Source organism: Limnohabitans sp. Hippo4 (assembly GCF_003063605.1).
Taxonomy (GTDB): domain Bacteria; phylum Pseudomonadota; class Gammaproteobacteria; order Burkholderiales; family Burkholderiaceae_C; genus Limnohabitans_A.
On sequence record NZ_NESE01000002.1, the window covers coordinates 455178 to 472263 of the forward strand.

The 17086-nt window shown below is 52.7% G+C and carries 16 protein-coding genes; 11 read left to right on the forward strand and 5 right to left on the reverse strand.

The window, feature by feature from the left end; all coding sequences use genetic code 11:
• Nucleotides 1–32: 32 nt before the first annotated feature.
• Entirely contained in the window at nt 33–644 is a 612-nt protein-coding gene (locus tag B9Z46_RS07620; protein WP_055361991.1) for a TIGR00645 family protein, read from the reverse strand.
• Nucleotides 645–808: 164 nt separating this feature from the next.
• Between B9Z46_RS07620 and acs the strand changes: the two genes are divergently transcribed.
• Nucleotides 809–2770 carry an acetate--CoA ligase gene (gene acs / locus B9Z46_RS07625; protein ID WP_108255364.1) on the forward strand — a complete coding sequence of 654 codons (1962 nt, stop codon included), beginning with the start codon at nt 809–811 and terminating at the stop codon, nt 2768–2770.
• Between the two features lie 79 nt (nt 2771–2849).
• Here acs and ggt read toward each other — a convergent pair whose 3' ends face one another.
• Together ggt and B9Z46_RS07635 are read right to left on the reverse strand one after the other, a co-directional pair.
• On the reverse strand, nt 2850–4676 hold the full coding sequence (ggt, locus tag B9Z46_RS07630) for a gamma-glutamyltransferase (RefSeq protein ID WP_108255818.1): 1827 nt from the start codon (nt 4674–4676) through the stop codon (nt 2850–2852).
• A gap of 45 nt (nt 4677–4721) precedes the next feature.
• Nucleotides 4722–5480, reverse strand: coding sequence for a 3-hydroxyacyl-CoA dehydrogenase (locus B9Z46_RS07635; protein WP_108255366.1), 759 nt, complete (start codon nt 5478–5480; stop codon nt 4722–4724).
• A gap of 241 nt (nt 5481–5721) precedes the next feature.
• On the opposite strand from B9Z46_RS07635, the gene ahpC reads away from it, so the two are divergent.
• Both ahpC and ahpF read left to right on the forward strand, forming a co-directional pair.
• On the forward strand, nt 5722–6285 hold the full coding sequence (ahpC, locus tag B9Z46_RS07640; protein ID WP_055361990.1) for an alkyl hydroperoxide reductase subunit C: 564 nt from the start codon (nt 5722–5724) through the stop codon (nt 6283–6285).
• Nucleotides 6286–6463: 178 nt separating this feature from the next.
• Nucleotides 6464–8029, forward strand: a complete 1566-nt coding sequence (gene ahpF / locus B9Z46_RS07645; protein ID WP_108255368.1) for an alkyl hydroperoxide reductase subunit F — start codon at nt 6464–6466, stop codon at nt 8027–8029.
• On the opposite strand, the gene B9Z46_RS07650 is transcribed toward ahpF, so the two are convergent.
• Nucleotides 7986–8432, reverse strand: coding sequence for a DUF423 domain-containing protein (locus B9Z46_RS07650; protein WP_108255370.1), 447 nt, complete (start codon nt 8430–8432; stop codon nt 7986–7988). The two genes, ahpF and B9Z46_RS07650, sit on opposite strands and share 44 nt — an antisense overlap.
• Nucleotides 8433–8552: 120 nt before the next feature.
• On the opposite strand from B9Z46_RS07650, the gene B9Z46_RS07655 reads away from it, so the two are divergent.
• Nucleotides 8553–9458 carry a patatin-like phospholipase family protein gene (locus B9Z46_RS07655; RefSeq protein ID WP_108255820.1) on the forward strand — a complete coding sequence of 302 codons (906 nt, stop codon included), beginning with the start codon at nt 8553–8555 and terminating at the stop codon, nt 9456–9458.
• 104 nt (nt 9459–9562) lie between these two features.
• On the opposite strand, the gene phaP is transcribed toward B9Z46_RS07655, so the two are convergent.
• The gene (gene phaP / locus B9Z46_RS07660; RefSeq protein WP_055361077.1) at nt 9563–10108 is read right to left on the reverse strand and encodes a TIGR01841 family phasin; all 546 of its coding nucleotides are present in this window, start codon (nt 10106–10108) and stop codon (nt 9563–9565) included.
• 192 nt (nt 10109–10300) lie between these two features.
• On the opposite strand from phaP, the gene B9Z46_RS07665 reads away from it, so the two are divergent.
• From B9Z46_RS07665 to pncB, 7 genes are all read left to right on the forward strand, one after another.
• Entirely contained in the window at nt 10301–11230 is a 930-nt protein-coding gene (locus tag B9Z46_RS07665) for a histone deacetylase (protein ID WP_108255372.1), read from the forward strand.
• Nucleotides 11227–11691, forward strand: a complete 465-nt coding sequence (locus tag B9Z46_RS07670) for a thioesterase family protein (RefSeq protein WP_108255374.1) — start codon at nt 11227–11229, stop codon at nt 11689–11691. Before B9Z46_RS07665 ends, B9Z46_RS07670 begins: the two co-directional genes overlap by 4 nt.
• On the forward strand, nt 11688–12422 hold the full coding sequence (locus B9Z46_RS07675) for a nitroreductase (protein WP_055361074.1): 735 nt from the start codon (nt 11688–11690) through the stop codon (nt 12420–12422). Before B9Z46_RS07670 ends, B9Z46_RS07675 begins: the two co-directional genes overlap by 4 nt.
• Nucleotides 12419–14272, forward strand: a complete 1854-nt coding sequence (locus B9Z46_RS07680) for an ABC transporter permease (protein WP_108255376.1) — start codon at nt 12419–12421, stop codon at nt 14270–14272. Before B9Z46_RS07675 ends, B9Z46_RS07680 begins: the two co-directional genes overlap by 4 nt.
• Nucleotides 14269–15057: an ABC transporter ATP-binding protein gene (locus B9Z46_RS07685; protein WP_108255378.1), complete on the forward strand. Its 789-nt coding sequence runs from the start codon at nt 14269–14271 to the stop codon at nt 15055–15057. Before B9Z46_RS07680 ends, B9Z46_RS07685 begins: the two co-directional genes overlap by 4 nt.
• A complete protein-coding gene (locus B9Z46_RS07690) occupies nt 15050–15733 on the forward strand; it encodes an ABC transporter ATP-binding protein (RefSeq protein ID WP_055361072.1) in 684 nt (227 codons plus the stop codon). Before B9Z46_RS07685 ends, B9Z46_RS07690 begins: the two co-directional genes overlap by 8 nt.
• A 95-nt stretch (nt 15734–15828) precedes the next feature.
• Entirely contained in the window at nt 15829–17013 is a 1185-nt protein-coding gene (gene pncB / locus B9Z46_RS07695; RefSeq protein WP_055361071.1) for a nicotinate phosphoribosyltransferase, read from the forward strand.
• The last annotated feature ends 73 nt before the right edge of the window (nt 17014–17086 follow it).

The window sequence follows — 17086 nt, forward strand, 5'->3', positions numbered from 1 at the left end:
ATAAGGAGTCTCGGCAAATTCAGCTTGCCGATTCAATGCGTTTCAACTTTGTCATGGTGCGACATCAGCTTGTCGGTGTAAGCAATGGCGATGGCGCTGAGCAAAAAGGTGATGTGAATGATGGTTTGCCACATCAAAACTTTTTCGCTGTAGTTGGCCGCATTGATGAAGGTTTTGAGCAAATGAATGGAGCTGATGCCAATGATGGCGGTGCCTAATTTGACTTTCAAAACGGAGGCGTTCACATGGTCCAGCCATTCGGGCTGGTCGGGGTGCCCCTCTAAATTCATGCGGGACACAAAGGTTTCATAGCCGCCCACAATCACCATGATGAGCAAATTGGAAATCATGACCACGTCGATCAGGGCCAAAACCACCAACATGATGACGGTTTCATTGAGGTGGGTCACGGGTGCGTCGGCTTTGTAGCCGATGCTGGAAATCAGGGCTTCCAACGCGGCCTGACTGCCAAAGGCGGCCTCCAGCAAATGAACCAGCTCAACCCAAAAGTGAAAAGCGTAGACAGCTTGGGCTGCAATCAGGCCAAGGTACAAAGGCAGTTGTAACCAACGACTGGCGAAGATCAACTTGGGCAGAGGGCGAAGGGGCGTGGCTGCAGGGTTGAGTTTGGGTTTGTCGGCCATGGTGATGCTCATTGAGGGTAATTCCGGATTTTAAGGGGCGTTCCTACCCCTGAGGGCTATCTGTGGCCCGACCCTTGAAAGAATGGTGTCAGTCAGGGGTATGTAAGAGCCAAGACCGACATTCATGGTGATTATTTCGAACAAGTTCCCCTAGGAGACACAGAATGAGCGCCACCGTTTACCAACCCAGTGCTGACTTCGTCAAAAATGCCCATATTTCAGGCATGCCTGCTTACCTTGCTCTGTGCAAAGAGGCTGAAACCGACTACGAAGGCTACTGGGCACGTTTGGCCAAGGAGCTGATTACTTGGAAAACGCCTTTCACCAAAGTTCTGGACGAATCCAAGGCCCCATTTTTCAAGTGGTTTGAAGATGGCACATTGAATGCCTCCTACAACTGCTTGGACCGCAACATTGAAAAAGGCCTCGGCAACAAAACTGCCCTGATTTTTGAAGCCGACGGCGGCGAAGTCACGCGCATCACTTACAGCGAATTGTTGGCCAAAACGTGCCAAATTGCCAACGGCCTCAAGTCCATTGGCATCCAAAAAGGTGACCGCGTTGTCATTTATATTTCCATGTCCATCGACGGCGTGGCAGCCATGCAAGCCTGCGCGCGCATTGGCGCGACACATTCCGTGGTGTTTGGTGGCTTCTCTGCCCAGTCATTGCGCGATCGCATTGAGGACACAGGCGCCAAAGCAGTGATCACAGCCGACCACCAAATTCGCGGTGGCAAGCAGTTGCCCCTGAAATCCATTGTGGACGAAGCTTTGTCATTGGGTGGTTGCGACAGCATCAAGAATGTCCTGGTCGTCAAACGAAGTGGCGCTGATGTGGCCATGACTGCTGGCCGCGACACTTGGATGCACGACTTAATCGCCAAGCAAGCAACAACTTGCGAGCCAGAGTGGGTGAGCGCAGAGCATCCTTTGTTCTTGTTGTACACCTCTGGCTCAACGGGTAAACCTAAAGGCGTTCAGCACTCTACGGGTGGCTACTTGCTTCACGCAGCACTCACCACCAAATGGACTTTCGATTTGAAGCAAGACGATGTGTTCTGGTGCACTGCCGACATCGGTTGGGTCACGGGCCACACTTACATCACCTACGGCCCCTTGGCTTTGGGCGGTACTGAAATTGTGTTTGAAGGTGTGCCCACCTACCCAGACGCAGGTCGCTTCTGGAAAATGATCCAAGACCACAAGGTTTCCATTTTCTACACAGCACCAACTGCCATTCGTTCCTTGATCAAAGCCGCTGAAGCCAACGATGCTGTGCATCCAAAGAGCTACAACCTCAGCAGCTTGCGTTTGCTCGGTTCTGTGGGCGAGCCGATCAACCCCGCAGCGTGGGAGTGGTATCACCAGCACGTGGGCGGCGGTCGTTGCCCCATCGTCGACACCTTCTGGCAAACCGAAACCGGTGGCCACATGATCACGCCATTGCCTGGTGTGACACCCATGGTGCCCGGTTCCTGCACACTGCCTTTCCCAGGCATTCAAGCCGCCATCGTTGACGAAACGGGCAAAGACATGCCCAACGGCCAAGGTGGTATCTTGGTGGTGAAGCGCCCCTGGCCCTCCATGATTCGCACCATCTGGGGTGACCCCGATCGATTCGTGAAGAGCTACTACCCCGATGACTTTAAGGGCAAGTACTACTTGGCCGGCGACGGTGCCATTCGCGATGCCGAATCAGGCTACTTCACCATCACCGGTCGCATCGACGATGTGTTGAACGTGTCGGGTCACCGCATGGGCACCATGGAAATTGAATCTGCCTTGGTCAGCTGCACTGAGCTGGTGGCCGAAGCCGCTGTGGTGGGTCGTCCTGACGACACCACAGGTGAGGCCATCTGCGCGTTTGTGGTTCTCAAGCGCCCCTTGCCAACAGGCGACGAAGGCAAGGCCATTGCCAAACAATTGCGCGATCACATCGCCAAGGAAATTGGCCCGATTGCCAAGCCCAAAGACATTCGTTTTGGCGAGAACTTGCCCAAGACACGCTCCGGCAAAATCATGCGCCGTTTGCTGCGCAGCTTGGCCAAAGGCGAAGAAATTACTCAAGACATCAGTACCTTGGAAAACCCAGCGATCTTGGGACAACTGGGCCAAGCGTATTGACCTAACGCACTACGCTCGCATGTAAAAAAGAGTCCAACCCTTGCGGGGTGGACTCTTTTTTCTTACAGGTTGAATCGGTTTAGGGTTTAGGTCCCATCACCACACCTTCACGCCTTGGATCTGCGCCCCCAAAGAAACCTGTAGGTGTGACTTCAATGGCTTGAAGGCCACTGGGCAACGGCGTTTCGCGCACATCATGACCTTTGGCTTGGAGTGCCTTGATCGTGCTTTCTGGAAAACGTTTCTCTTCCAAGATGGTTGGGCCGTTCAATGAACTGAAGTTGGGCAAGCTGATGGCTTGCTGGGTGTTCAAGCCCCATTGCAAAGTGCCAATCAACAGCTTGCCGGTGTAGTGAATGATCACGGCGCCACCTGGACTGCCACCGGTCATTTTCAGTTTGCCTGAGTCCTTTTCAAACACCAACGTAGGCGACATAGAAGAGCGCGGACGCTTACCACCTTCCACGCGGTTGGCAATGGGCAGGCCCTGCGCATCGGTGGGTGAAAAACTGAAGTCGGTCAGTTCGTTGTTGAGCAAGAAACCGCCATGGCGACCTTGACCCGAATTGACCATCAACCTAGAACCAAATACCGCTTCAATGGTGGTGGTCATCGCAACTGCGTTGCCGTCCTTGTCAATCACACTGATGTGACTGGTGCCGTATTCTTCTTGCGCTGGCATGGGTCCAAAAGCGGTTCTGGTGCCAGCAGGATTGCCGGGCTGTGCCACCTTCATGCTTTGGTTCCCAATCAAGCTGCTGCGTTGTTTTAGATAAGTCGGATTCAGCATGGTTTTCCAATCGCCGCCAGGCGCTTGGACAAAGTCGGGGTCGGCCACAAATTGACCACGGTCTGCAAATGCCAATCGTGCAGCTTCTGTGTAGAAGTGCAACCAATCAGAGGACGGCAGCCCTTGTTCAAGCGGCATCTTGCCTGCGGGCGTATTGTTCAAAATCCCCAACATTTGACCGATGGCCAAGGTGCCTGAACTGGGAGGTGGAAAGCCGCAGAGCTGGTAGGTTTTGCCTTTGGTTTGCACTGCGTGATCAAAGCACAAGGGCTCGCGTTTTTTGGCTTTGTAATTTGCCAAGTCTTGCAGCGTCATGCTGCCCGGACGTGTGGGGTGCTGCCGGACTTTTTGCACCAAAGCTTCGGCCACAGGGCCTTGCTTTAGAGCTTGCGATCCTCGAGCAGCGATGTCACGAAAGATGGCTGCCAATTCTGGATTTTTCAGTACATAGCCGACAGGATGTGGCTTACCTTGATGATCATAAAAGTAACTTGCAGCCACCGGGTCTTTCATGAGGAAATTTTCAGAAAGCAGTGCTCTGTGCAAGTGCGGGCTCAACTTGAAGCCTTGCTCAGCCAGCTGAATGGCTGGTTGCATCAATGTGGCCCATGGTAATTTGCCATGTTCTTTGTGTGCCAATTCTAAAACGCTCAGGGTTCCTGGAACGCCAACAGACAAGCCACTGACAACACCTTCGATGAAGGGGAGTGGCTTGCTTTGCGCATCTAAGAATAATTTGTCTGTGGCAGAAGCAGGCGCGCTTTCACGGCCGTCATAGGCCTCTACTTTTTGACCGTCGTGGTGCAATACAAATGAACCGCCGCCAATGCCACTGGATTGAGGTTCTACCAGTGTCAATACCATTTGAACCGCAATAGCAGCATCGATGGCCGAGCCACCTGCCTGCAATACTTGATATCCTGCATCAGTGGCCAATGGATTGGCTGCGGCGACAGCAAAGCTCTTGGTGGCCCAACCAGGTTTTTCTTGATATTCAAGCGCGCTAACTTCGATGTCTGGCGCTTTGTAGTTGAACGCGACTTGCTTAGAGGCGCAAGCGCTTAAACCTGACACCAAAATGGCAACAGCAGCCCAAAGGCTGCTGCGGTACTTCATGGACTTCATACTGCACTCCGTTGATGGAAGTGCACAGTGTATGACTTACTTCGGTGCGAGTCGAATGGCGCCGTCTAAGCGAATGACTTCGCCATTGAGCATGTCATTTTCCAAAATGTGCTTGACCAACTTGGCATAGTCGTTCGGTGTGCCCAAACGGCTAGGGAAGGGGACGGATGCAGCCAATGCGTCCTGCACTTCTTGAGGCATGCCAAACATCATAGGGGTGCCAAAAATGCCTGGGGCAATGGTCATGTTGCGAATGCCATTGCGGGCTAAGTCACGGGCAATCGGAAGTGTCATGCCCACCACGCCACCTTTGGACGCGGAGTAGGCTGCTTGACCAATTTGGCCGTCATACGCAGCCACAGAAGCTGTAGAGATCATCACGCCGCGCTCTCCTGTTGCTTCGGGCTCGTTTTTGCACATGGCTTCGGCGGCCAAACGAATCATGTTGAAACTGCCGATCAAATTGACGGTGATGGTTTTGCTGAACACGGACAGGGAATGGGCGCCATTTTTCCCTACTGTTTTTTCTGCGGGTGCTATGCCTGCACAGTTCACCAAACCCACCAATTTGCCCATGGCGACAGCCTTGGCCACCACAGCTTGACCATCGGCCTCGTTGCTCACATCGCACTTCACAAACGCGCCGCCCAATTCTTTGGCAATGGCTTCGCCTTTTTCGGCTTGCATGTCGGCAATGACCACTTTGCCGCCGTTGGCCGCTAGCATGCGGGCCGTGCCTTCGCCCAGACCTGATGCCCCGCCTGTCACGATGAAAACTTTGCCTTGAATGTCCATGGTTCACTCCTGTTTTTAGTTGACGTTACGTAAACGTCAATTATGCACTTTTGCCCTCTTGAGAGGAAGCTTTTGGCAAGGTTGTCAGCTGATTTTTGTACGCTTTTTCAGGGCGTTTGTAACCTCAGACTATCGAGGTCATAAAAACTACCAATCATGCGAGCCTTCATTCGCGTTTAGCATTGAGCCCAATGAGTTTTCTCATTAACCCTTTTTGTTCAACCAACCTTAAGTAAAAACCATGTCACTCATCAATACACAAGTTCAGCCTTTCAAAAACCAAGCCTTCCACAATGGCAAGTTCATTGAAGTTACAGAAGCCAGTCTCAAAGGCAAGTGGAACGTCTTCATTTTCATGCCTGCTGCTTTCACCTTCAACTGCCCTACAGAAATTGAAGACGCTGCTGAAAACTATGCAGCTTTCCAAAAGGCCGGTGCAGAGGTGTACATCGTGACCACCGACACACACTTCTCACACAAAGTGTGGCACGAGACATCCCCTGCAGTGGGCAAAGCCAAGTTCCCATTGATCGGCGACCCTACACACAAATTGACACGTGCATTTGGCGTGCACATTGAAGAAGACGGCCTGGCTTTGCGCGGTACCTTCGTGATCAATCCAGACGGCATCATCAAGACCATGGAAGTGCACTCCAATGAAATCGCACGTGACGTGTCTGAAACACTGCGCAAGTTGACAGCTGCTCAGTACACAGCCGCTAACCCAGGTCAAGTTTGCCCCGCAAAGTGGAAAGAAGGCGCTAAGACTTTGACACCTTCTTTGGACTTGGTCGGCAAGATCTAATTTCCAAACCTTCAATGCCCTGGCAACAGGGCGTTGTGGGAAGGGCATCTGGCCGTTGAATGGCTGTGTGTCCTCCCCTCAACCCATTCCCACATGAAGTCCCAGCTTTAAGACCTGCGTTCAAGCGTGGGTCTGGCAGCGCATCGACTTGAAACAGACACAGCATCAGGAGAAATACATGTTAGACGACACACTCAAATCGCAATTGCAAACCTACTTGGGCATGTTGCGAAACCCCATCCGATTGGTCGCTACTTTGGACGACAGCGAAACAGGTGTGGAAATGCGCAGCCTGCTCGAAACCATTGTGAGTTTGTCAGACAAAGTGTCATTGGACACCTCCGGCAGTGACGCTCGTAAACCATCCTTTGTGGTGGCGCGTGAAGGCGAAACACAGGGTGTGCGTTTTGCTGGCTTGCCATTGGGTCACGAGTTCACCTCTTTGGTCTTGGCTTTGCTCTGGACGGGTGGCCATCCACCCAAGGTTGAGCAAGACGTGCTCGATGCCATCAAAGCCTTGGATGGCGACTTCAATTTTGAGGTCTACATGTCTTTGTCTTGCCACAACTGCCCAGACGTGGTGCAGGCTTTGTCGCTGATGGCCATCTTCAACCCTAAGGTCAAGACCGTTGTGATTGAAGGCGGTGCTTTTCAGCAAGAAGTCACCGAACGCGAAATCATGGCCGTTCCCATGGTGTTCTTGAACGGCAAAGTCTTTGGTTCAGGTCGCATGAGTGTGGAAGAGATCGTGGCCAAATTGGACACGGGCGCAGCAGACCGTGAAGCCGCCAAACTGAGTGCCAAAGAAGCCTTTGATGTGTTGATTGTGGGCGGCGGTCCTGCAGGCGCTGCTGCTGCAGTTTATGCTGCACGCAAAGGCATTCGCGTGGGTGTGGCGGCAGAACGATTTGGTGGTCAAGTGAACGACACCATGGCCATTGAAAACTACATCTCTGTTTTGGAGACAGACGGTCCCAAATTTGGCGCGGCCTTAGAGCAACAAGTTCGCCACTACGGTGTCGATATCATGAATTTACAGAAGGCAGCCAAAGTGGTACCCGCCACAGAGCCTGGCGGCCTGATTCAAGTGCAAATGGAAAATGGCGGCGCATTGAGTGCACGCACCGTGATTCTTTCAACCGGCGCTCGCTGGCGCAATGTCAATGTACCTGGCGAGCAAGAGTACAAAAACAAAGGCGTGGCGTACTGCCCACATTGCGATGGTCCTTTGTTCAAGGGCAAGCGGACTGCGGTCATTGGCGGTGGTAACTCTGGCATTGAAGCGGCCATTGATTTGGCTGGTATCGTGGCCCACGTCACTGTCATTGAATTTGCCGATCAACTCAAGGCCGATGCGGTGCTGGTGAACAAGCTCAAGAGCTTGAATAACGTCACCATTCACACCAACGCGCAAACCACCGAAATTACCGGCGACGGCAGTGTTGTCAATGGCATTCGTTTCAAAGATCGTGTGTCTGGAGAAGAACACCACGTGGCCTTAGAAGGTGTGTTCGTTCAAATTGGTTTGATCCCCAACACCGAGTTTTTAAAGGACACTTTTGAGCTAAGCAAATTCGGTGAGATTGTGGTGGATGCCAAGGGTCATACCAACGTGCCAGGCGTGTTTGCCGCGGGCGATTGCACCACCGTGCCGTACAAACAAATTGTGATTGCGGCCGGTGAGGGCGCTAAAGCAGCCCTCAGTGCGTTTGATCACCTGATTCGGACCCCTGTGGCGGCCTGATGTTTTTTTCCTTGCGAACATAAGCCAAGACCAAAGCCAACCAGCCTAAGATGAAACAGGTGCCACCCCATGGCACCAAGGCCCGGAAAGTTTGAATGTCATGCCAGGCGCGAAGCAAAATGTTGCAAGAGAACAGAAGGATGCCCAGCATGAACAAAACGCCTGCCACCCGCAGGCGTTTTTCTTGAAGCCTGAATTGGCTTAAAACACCGACCATGATCAAACCCAGTGCGTGAAATTGCATCAATTGCAATGCCGACTGAACCATGGCCGGTGAACTGCCGTATAAACTCTGACCATGCGCAGCGTATGCGGCACCAATCACTGAAATAGCGGCTGACAAAGCGCCGAAGACGATAAAGCCTGATGTCCAGCGTGATGCTTGACCCGTGCTGTGTTCCATATTTTGAATCCTCAATGTACTTTCATCATTATGCAAGTGAAGCTTATCTCTGAGTGGCGGTTGAACTCTTTAGGTGCTTGGCTGTTTCAGCGCTCGGCATGCTTGGGGCTTTTAAGCGCTATGTTGTTGGCGGGCTGTGCCGGTGTGAAAGCGCCAGATCTCAATGCAGCCAAGACACCTCAAAGCCAAGCAGACAGCACCACTGTTACGGCAGTGGGCGAGCCTCCCATAGCGCCTAAGGTATTGCACCTTGGCTTGGCTTTAGGCGGCGGCGCTGCGCGTGGTTTTGCACACGTGGGTGTGATTCAAGTTTTAGAGGAAGCAGGCATACAACCAGACTTGGTTGTGGGCACTTCTGCTGGCAGCCTGGTTGCAGCCTTGTATGCCAGCGGCAAAAACAGTGCCCAACTCAAGCGCGTAGCCGAGACCATGGAGGAGGCTGAAATTACCGATTGGATGATGCCCATTTTGAACCGCGGTGCATTGCGCGGCGAAGCTTTGGCGCGCTATGTGAACACCCAGGTGGGCGGTCGTTTGATTGAGCAAATGAAATTGCCTTTGGGCATTGTGGCGACCGATTTGCACAGTGGTGAACCTGTCTTGTTCAGACGCGGCAACACGGGTTCAGCGGTCCGTGCCTCTAGTGCGGTTCCCGCCGTGTTTCAACCCGTCAAGATCGGTGCCCGAGAATATGTGGATGGTGGTTTGGTCTCCCCCGTGCCTGTTCGACAAGCCCGCGACATGGGCGCCAATGTGGTGATTGCGGTGGACATTTCGACAGACCCCGAGGGTAGCCCTGCCTCCGACACTTTTCAAATTTTGATGCAGACCTTCAACATCATGGGTAAAAGTTTGAACACTGTCTTGTTGAAAGATGCGGATGTGGTGGTCAAGCCTTCTTTGATGGGCGTTAAAAGCGCCGATTTTGCAGCGCGACGTCGATCCATCGAAGCGGGCAGGGAAGCCATGCTGAAACAGTTACCGCGCTTGAAGGAAATCTTGGCTGGCTATGCTGTGAAGCCATGAGCTGCAAACCTTGTTTGGCGTGACCATGAAAAAAGCCGGTGAGTCACCGGCTTTTTTTGTATCACACAGCCCCAACTCGCAAGTCAGGGTTGGCGCATGACTGATTAACGCTTTTTAGAAGCTGTCTTAGCTGTGTTCACAGCTGTGTTGGTCACAGCGGCGATGTTGGCTTCGGCCATGTCAGTGGCTTGCTTCACAGCTTTTTGAACTGATTCGTATGCGTTGTTGGCGGCAGACACGGCGCTCTTCATCACGGCAACAGCAGTTTCGGAACCAGCAGGTGCGTTGGAAGTGGCAGAGTCCACCAAGTTAGCGAACTGCTTTTGTGCAGCAGCTGTTTGGGCTTCGAAAGCTTTGGTGAATTCGTTAGAAGTACCAGAAGCGATGTCATAGAGGTGACGGCTGTAAGCAGCTGTCTTCTCAGCCAAAGGCTGGAACAAGTTGGCTTGCAAAGCCAACAATTCTTGGGCGTCTTTCACGCTCAAAGCAGCTTTGGTGCTTTGTGCAGACTCGCTCAAGGCAGCTTTGGTGGCTGTCAAGTTCAATTCGACCAATTTTTCAACGCCTTCGAAGGCTTTGGATGTCAAACCGAAGAGGGTTTCGACATTGGCTTTGTGGGATGCAACGATTTGTTCAGTAGTCATCATGATTTCTCCAGTAATTTAAAAAAGTTTCAAGGGACTGCGCCGAACCGGCTTTGCTTGACGCTTGGCCTAACTTCTTGTTGCAGTGCAGCATGGTTTGGATTTTAGGGACTCCAAAGCCAATTACAAGGGGTTTTTGTTGCGTTGCAGCATTTTAGAGTCGGCGTTCTAGAAATTGAAATTCGTCACAATCGGGTCATGAAGGCCTTTTATTCAGACCATTTTGTACTGCCGCTGCCAGAGGGGCATCGCTTTCCCATGGCCAAGTACAGCATGCTCCGAGAGCGTGTTGCCCGAGAGCTTTTGGGGGTTCGGCTGCTGGAGGCGCCCGCGGCAACAGAGGGCGAGTTGGCATTGGCCCATGCACCAGACTATGTTTTGGCCGTCAAAACGGGGAGTCTGAGCGCCCAAGCTCAGCGCGAAATTGGGTTTCCTTGGACACCAGCCATGGCGGAGCGCTCAGTTCGGTCTGCAGGGGCCTCGATCGCGGCGGGCAGAGTGGCCATGCGGGAAGGTATTGCAGGCAATTTGGCAGGGGGAACCCACCACGCCAGCGCTAACCAGGGTGGGGGCTTTTGTGTGTTCAATGACATCGCTGTCACGGCCCGCGTACTTCAAATGGAGCATTTCAGGGCGACCAAGCTGGGCTTGCAGGTCTTGGTCATTGATTTGGACGTCCATCAGGGCAACGGCACAGCCGACATTTTTGCGACGGATTCGAGTGTTTTCACCCTGTCGCTTCACGGCGAAAAGAACTTTCCCTTTCGCAAAGTCAACAGCGATTTGGACGTGGGTTTGCCTGATGGCTGTTCAGATGAGGCCTATTTAGAGGCATTAGACGACGCGCTGGGGCAAGTTTTGAAACGCTTTCAACCTCAATTTGTCATCTATTTGGCTGGAGCAGATGCCCATGAGGGAGATCGTTTGGGGCGACTTAAGCTCACGGAAGAGGGGATGAGGCGGCGAGATCAAAGGGTCTTTGACTGGGTTCGAGCACAGGGCCTGCCCATGCTCATTTGCATGGGCGGCGGTTATGGGCATGAATTGTCCCAGACTGTCCAAGTGCAAATGAACACCTGGCAACTTGCGATGGACCATTGGCTTCACTGGCAAAATCGAGGCTTATGACTTCTAACGCCCCTCAGTCGCCCCAAGCCGATGCCAAGCCGGCGCCTTTGCCTCGCAGTGCCTATCGCGTCTTCCGTCCCGTCACCACCCGATGGATGGACAATGATGTGTATGGCCACGTGAACAATGTTGTGTACTACAGCTGGTTTGACACGGCTGTGAATGCGCACCTGATTGAACAAGGTGTGTTGGACATTCATCAAGGTGACACCATTGGTTTGGTGGTCGAAACACAATGCAACTACTTTGCACCTTTGGCATTTCCCCAAACCATTGAGGCTGGCATTCGCGTCGCTCATCGCGGAACGTCCAGTGTGCGCTACGAAGTGGGCTTGTTTGCGCAGGGCGAGCCCTTGACCGCTGCACGTGGCCATTTTGTGCATGTGTATGTGAACAAAGCCTCGCGCCGTCCTCAGCCCTTAACTGAACCCTTTATTCAAGTCTTGGAGACCCTTTCATGAAAGAACTGACATCCTCTCAAGTGAGCACGGTGGTAGCAGATGCCGATAGCGTGGATGCTGCCATCTTGAGCCGCTTTTCTGCACGCGCATTTTTAGACAAGCCCGTTCAGAAATCGGTGCTGGAAGAATTGTTGCAAGTCGCAGCACGTGCCCCCAGTGGCACCAACACGCAACCTTGGAATGTGTATGTGGTGCAAGGCGCCACCAAGGACAAATTGGTGAACGAGGTCTGCGATGTGCACAACGCCATGGCAAGCAATCCTGCTTTGGCTGCCGAGCACGCAGAGGAATACGACTACTACCCCAGCAAATGGGTAAGTCCCTTCATTGACCGCCGACGTGAATGCGGTTTCGGTCTTTATGGCGTGCTTGGCATTGGAAAAGGCGACAAAGAAAAGATGCATTTGCAGCATCAGCAAAACTACCGTTTCTTTGGAGCGCCTGTGGGTTTGATTTTCACCATTGACAAGGTCATGGGCCGCGGCAGTTTGCTGGACTACGGCATGTTCTTGCAAAGCGTCATGGTGGCCGCCCGTGCGCGCGGTTTGCACACCTGCCCGCAAGCGGCTTGGAATAATTTTTCTAAAATTATTTTCAAACACGTTGGCGCTGGTGACAACGAAATGATGGTGTGCGGTATGGCGCTGGGTTATGCCGATGAAACTGCGTTGGTCAACACGTTTAAGACAACGCGTGTGGATGCACGCGACTTCACGCATTGGGTTGAATGAGTTTTTGGTTCATTCAATGCTTGAATGGCCTCAGCCACGCAAGCACGCTGTTCATGATGGCGGCCGGCCTGACCTTGGTCTTTGGCGTGACCCGCATTGTCAATTTTGCGCATGGCAGTTTTTACATGCTGGGGGCCATGCTTGCAGGTCATTTGCTAACGCAATGGGTGCCGTCTTGGTCTGAACAAGCGCACCTTTATTTGTTGGTCATATTGACCGGTGCCTGCGCCGCCGCACTGTTGGGGGCGGCTGCAGAGTGGTGTTTGTTCAGACCCCTTCGAGCCTCGCCGCCCCTTTACCCCTTGGTGGCCACCTTTGGTTTAAGCCTGGTGGTTCACGACGTATTGCTTGCGTGGATGGGGCCTGCAGAAGTTTTTGCACCCCGTTTTCCTGGCCTCAAAGGCTCGATTCAAATCGGTGAAGACTTTTTTCCACAATGGCAACTGGTGACTTTGTTGTTAGGCCCTTTGGTTTGGCTGGCTTTGCATTTGTTGCTCACGCAAACGCGATGGGGTCGACAAGTTCGTGCGGCCACACAAGACCGTGACATGTTGGATGCCTTGGGCGTCAATCCTGCGCCTCTGATGATGGGCGTGGTGGTGTTGGGTTGTGGCTTGGCGGGCTTGGCTGGCGCTCTGCAATTGCCCCGTGAGCCCGCCAATTTGCAGATGGATTTGCAAATGGTGGTCGAAACTTTTGTGGTGGTTGTCATGGGCGGGCTGGGCAGCATCTCTGGTGCCTTTTTTGCGGCTGTGCTGATCGGTTGTGTTCATGCCTTTGGCATTTATTTTTTCCCGCAAGCCACTTTGGTGTTGATCTTTCTCACCATGGCCATGGTCTTGGCATGGCGTCCGCAAGGCTTGATGGGCGAGTTGCCTGGCGCTGCACCCCGTGAAGAAGTGGCGGCTTTCAAGGGCTGGACTTCGCAGCGTGTTTTGATCTTGTCGACAGGCCTGGCTTGGCTGGTGCTGAGTGTGTTGATGGTGTGGGTCGATGATTACACGCAGCATGTGCTTGAAGATGTTTTCATCATGATGCTGTTTGGCATCAGCTTACAGGCCATGATGGCCTTGTCGGGTTGGGTCAGTTTTGGCCATGCCGCGTATTTTGGTTTAGGTGCCTACGCGGCGGCCTTGAGTCATTTGCATTGGGGTTTCAATGCGTGGCAGGCCGCCCTCAGTGGCATGTTGTGTGCGGGTTTGGCGGCCTATGCCATGTCGGGCTTGTTGCAAAGAAGTGCAGGGGTTTATTTGGCGATGTTGTCCTTGGCCTTTGCGCAGATGGTATGGGCAAGTGCAAGTCAGTGGATCAGCTTCACCGGAGGTGACAACGGACTGATTGGATTGCAGCTGTTGCCCAGCACATCACGTACGGCGTTTCAATGGGCCTTGATCACTCTGAGTGCGCTGTCTGTGCTGGGGCTGGCACGTTTGGTCCGCTCCAGCATGGGGGCTGCGCTGCAGGCTGGCCGCGATGCACCTTTGCGTGCCACAGCGAGTGGTTTGAATGTGCGGACTTTGAACAATCGCGTGTTTTGGTTAAGTGCCAGCCTGGCAGGGTTGGCAGGCAGTTTATGGGCGATCAGCAAAGGGGCTGTTTTCCCATCGGTGGCATCGGTTGCAAACTCTGTGGATGCATTGATGATCGTGTTGCTTGGCGGGGTTCACCATTTGTTAGGCGCCTTGTCTGGCAGTGCTTTCTTGGTGGGTGTGGGATCCGAAATGGGCCGACACTTTGAATACTGGCGTGGCTTCCTGGGCTTGCTCATCATGTTGCTGATGGTGTTTGCGCCTGAGGGTATTTGGGGGTGGCGCCGTCGACAGGATCCATGGCGCGGAGGCCACACATGAGCGCTGTGCTGTCAGTTCAAAATTTGCAACACCAGTATGCGGGCGTTCATGCCTTGCGAGGTGTCAGCTTCGAATTGCAACAGGGTGAATGCGTTGCTTTGATCGGCCCCAATGGTGCTGGCAAGTCAACCTGTTTTGCTTGCCTTGCGGGTCAACAAAACGCCACCTCAGGACAAGTTGTTTGGCGCCATCAAAATTTGAAACAGGTGTCTGTCACTGAGCGCCGTGCCTTGGGCATCGGCAGAACTTTCCAGGTTGCACAAGTCTTTGAAGCACTTACCGTCATTCAAAACCTGCAATTGGTCTTGAAGGCAAACAAGGCTGTGTCTGCTTTGGACAGCTTGGACGATTGTGAGCACGAGGCTGCACTTGCTTGGGCCCAGACCATGGGCTTGGAAGAATTGGGCTTGGAAGCGCTTCATGACGCTGCGGCGCATTTGTCTTATGGCAACAAAAAACGTTTGGAGTTGGCCATGGCCATGGCAGGTTTGCCCCATCCTGAACAAGGCTTGCTGCTGCTGGACGAGCCTGCAGCGGGCTTGTCGCCTGAGGAGCGACTTGACATGATGGCGCGTATTCGCAAGCTGACCCAACAAGGCACAACGGTGCTGTACACCGAGCACAACATGGACGCCGTGTTTGGTGTGGCCGATCGTGTTTTGGTGTTGATGGAAGGCCAGCTGCTTGCGCAAGGCTTGCCCGAAGACATGGCGGCACATCCTGAAGTTCGCGCTAGATACTTAGGCGCTGGTTTTGCCCTGACTGAAAGGGGGCGACATGCTTGAAGTCAAGCATCTGAATGCTTTTTACGGTGAAGCGCAGGCTTTGTTTGATGTCTCGTTTTCAGTGCCCAGTGGCAGTCTGGTCTTGATCCATGGCTTGAACGGTGCTGGCAAGTCAAGCTTGATGAAATCCATCATCGGACTCATGCCCAATGTGCAAGGCCATATCTCGTGGCAGGGTCAAGTGCTGATGAATTTGCCGCCTTACCAACGATCAGAATTTGGCTTGGGCTATGTGCCTGAAGATCGGCGCATTTTCACGGCACTCACGGTGCGACAGAACTTGGAGATTGCCGTGCCAAAGGGCAAGATGCGAAACAAGCCGCAAAAGGCTTCTGTCAATGTTCAAGACATTCTGGATTTGTTTCCTGCTTTGGCAGGCATGTTGGAGCGACCTGCTGCCCAAATGAGTGGCGGAGAACAGCAAATGTTGGCCTTGGCCAGAACCCTGATGACGCAGGCCAAGATGTTGTTGCTGGATGAACCTTGTGAGGGCATTGCACCTGTTCTGGTGCAGTCCATTTCGAATGCTTTGGCACGCTTGAAACAGGAGGGCTATACCCTGTTGATTGCTGAGCAAAATCGGACTCTGAACCCTCTGGCTGACCAGATCTTGAACTTGGCAGGCGGGGCCTTGAGTTCTCCTGAGGCGTCATTGGCGCTTTCTGAGCTTAAATAGGGCAGAAAAGCCGCGTTTATCCTGAGCCCCCAAGCCTCTGAAAGAGACTGGCTTCACGTACACTGCAGGGTCATCTTCTAAGCCCCATTTTCGACATGATCATTACCAGTTTGCTGGACACGGACCTCTACAAGTTCACCATGATGCAGGTGGTTCTGCATCAATTTCCCGGTGCACAAGTTGAGTACCGTTTCAAATGCCGAAATCCTGGCGTCGAACTGGCACCTTTCGTTGAAGAAATTCGAAGCGAAATTAAATCACTTTGCAGCTTGCATTTCAAAGAAGATGAGCTGGCTTATTTGCGCTCTTTGCGCTTCATCAAAAGCGACTTTGTTGATTTTTTAGGCTTGTTCAAGCTGAATGAAAAATACATTCAGGTCACGCCCAATTTGGCGGGTGAAATAGACATCGTCATTCAAGGACCTTGGTTGCACACCATCCTGTTTGAAATCCCCGTGCTGGCCATTGTCAACGAGGTGTACTTTAGAAACACTCAGCGATTGCCCGATTTGATGCAAGGCCGTAGTCGGCTTGATACCAAAATCAAACAGCTGCAAGCGGACGATCTGAAATCATTGAAGATTGCCGATTACGGCACACGTCGCAGATTTTCTCGTGCCTGGCATGAAGAAGTGTTGCGTGTATTGATTGGCCGACTGGGTTCAGGTCCAAATGGCCAATTTGCAGGTACCAGCAATGTGCATTTTGCATACATGCTGGGCCTCACGCCTTTGGGCACCATGGCGCATGAGTACTTGCAGGCGTGTCAAGCTTTGGGCCCGCGCCTGCGCGACAGCCAAGTCTTTGCCTTTGAGTCTTGGGCCCGCGAGTACCGCGGCGATCTGGGCATTGCATTGAGCGACGTCTATGGCTTCAATGCCTTTCTGCGTGACTTTGACATGTACTTCTGTAAGTTGTTTGATGGTGCGCGTCACGACAGTGGGGACCCCTTCATTTGGGGGGAGCGCATGATTGCGCATTACCGTGCCAACCGTGTTGACCCGCTTACCAAAACGCTGATTTTCAGCGACGGCCTGACCGTGCCCAAAACCATTGACTTGTTCAGACAGTTCAACGGCCGTTGTCTGCTGGCATTTGGCATTGGTACCAACCTCACCAATGATTTAGGTTATGAGCCTTTGCAAATTGTGATCAAGATGACTCGATGCAATGGGCAGCCAGTCGCTAAACTGTCAGATACACCCGGTAAAGGGATGTGTGACGACGAAAAATACTTGGCATATCTGGCGCAAGTTTTTGAAATTTCGCCCATCAATTGATACGACGCTATTTAGTACAAACAACTCTAAGTTTTATTTTTAGGTGCAAGATTTATGAATTTAAATAGACACA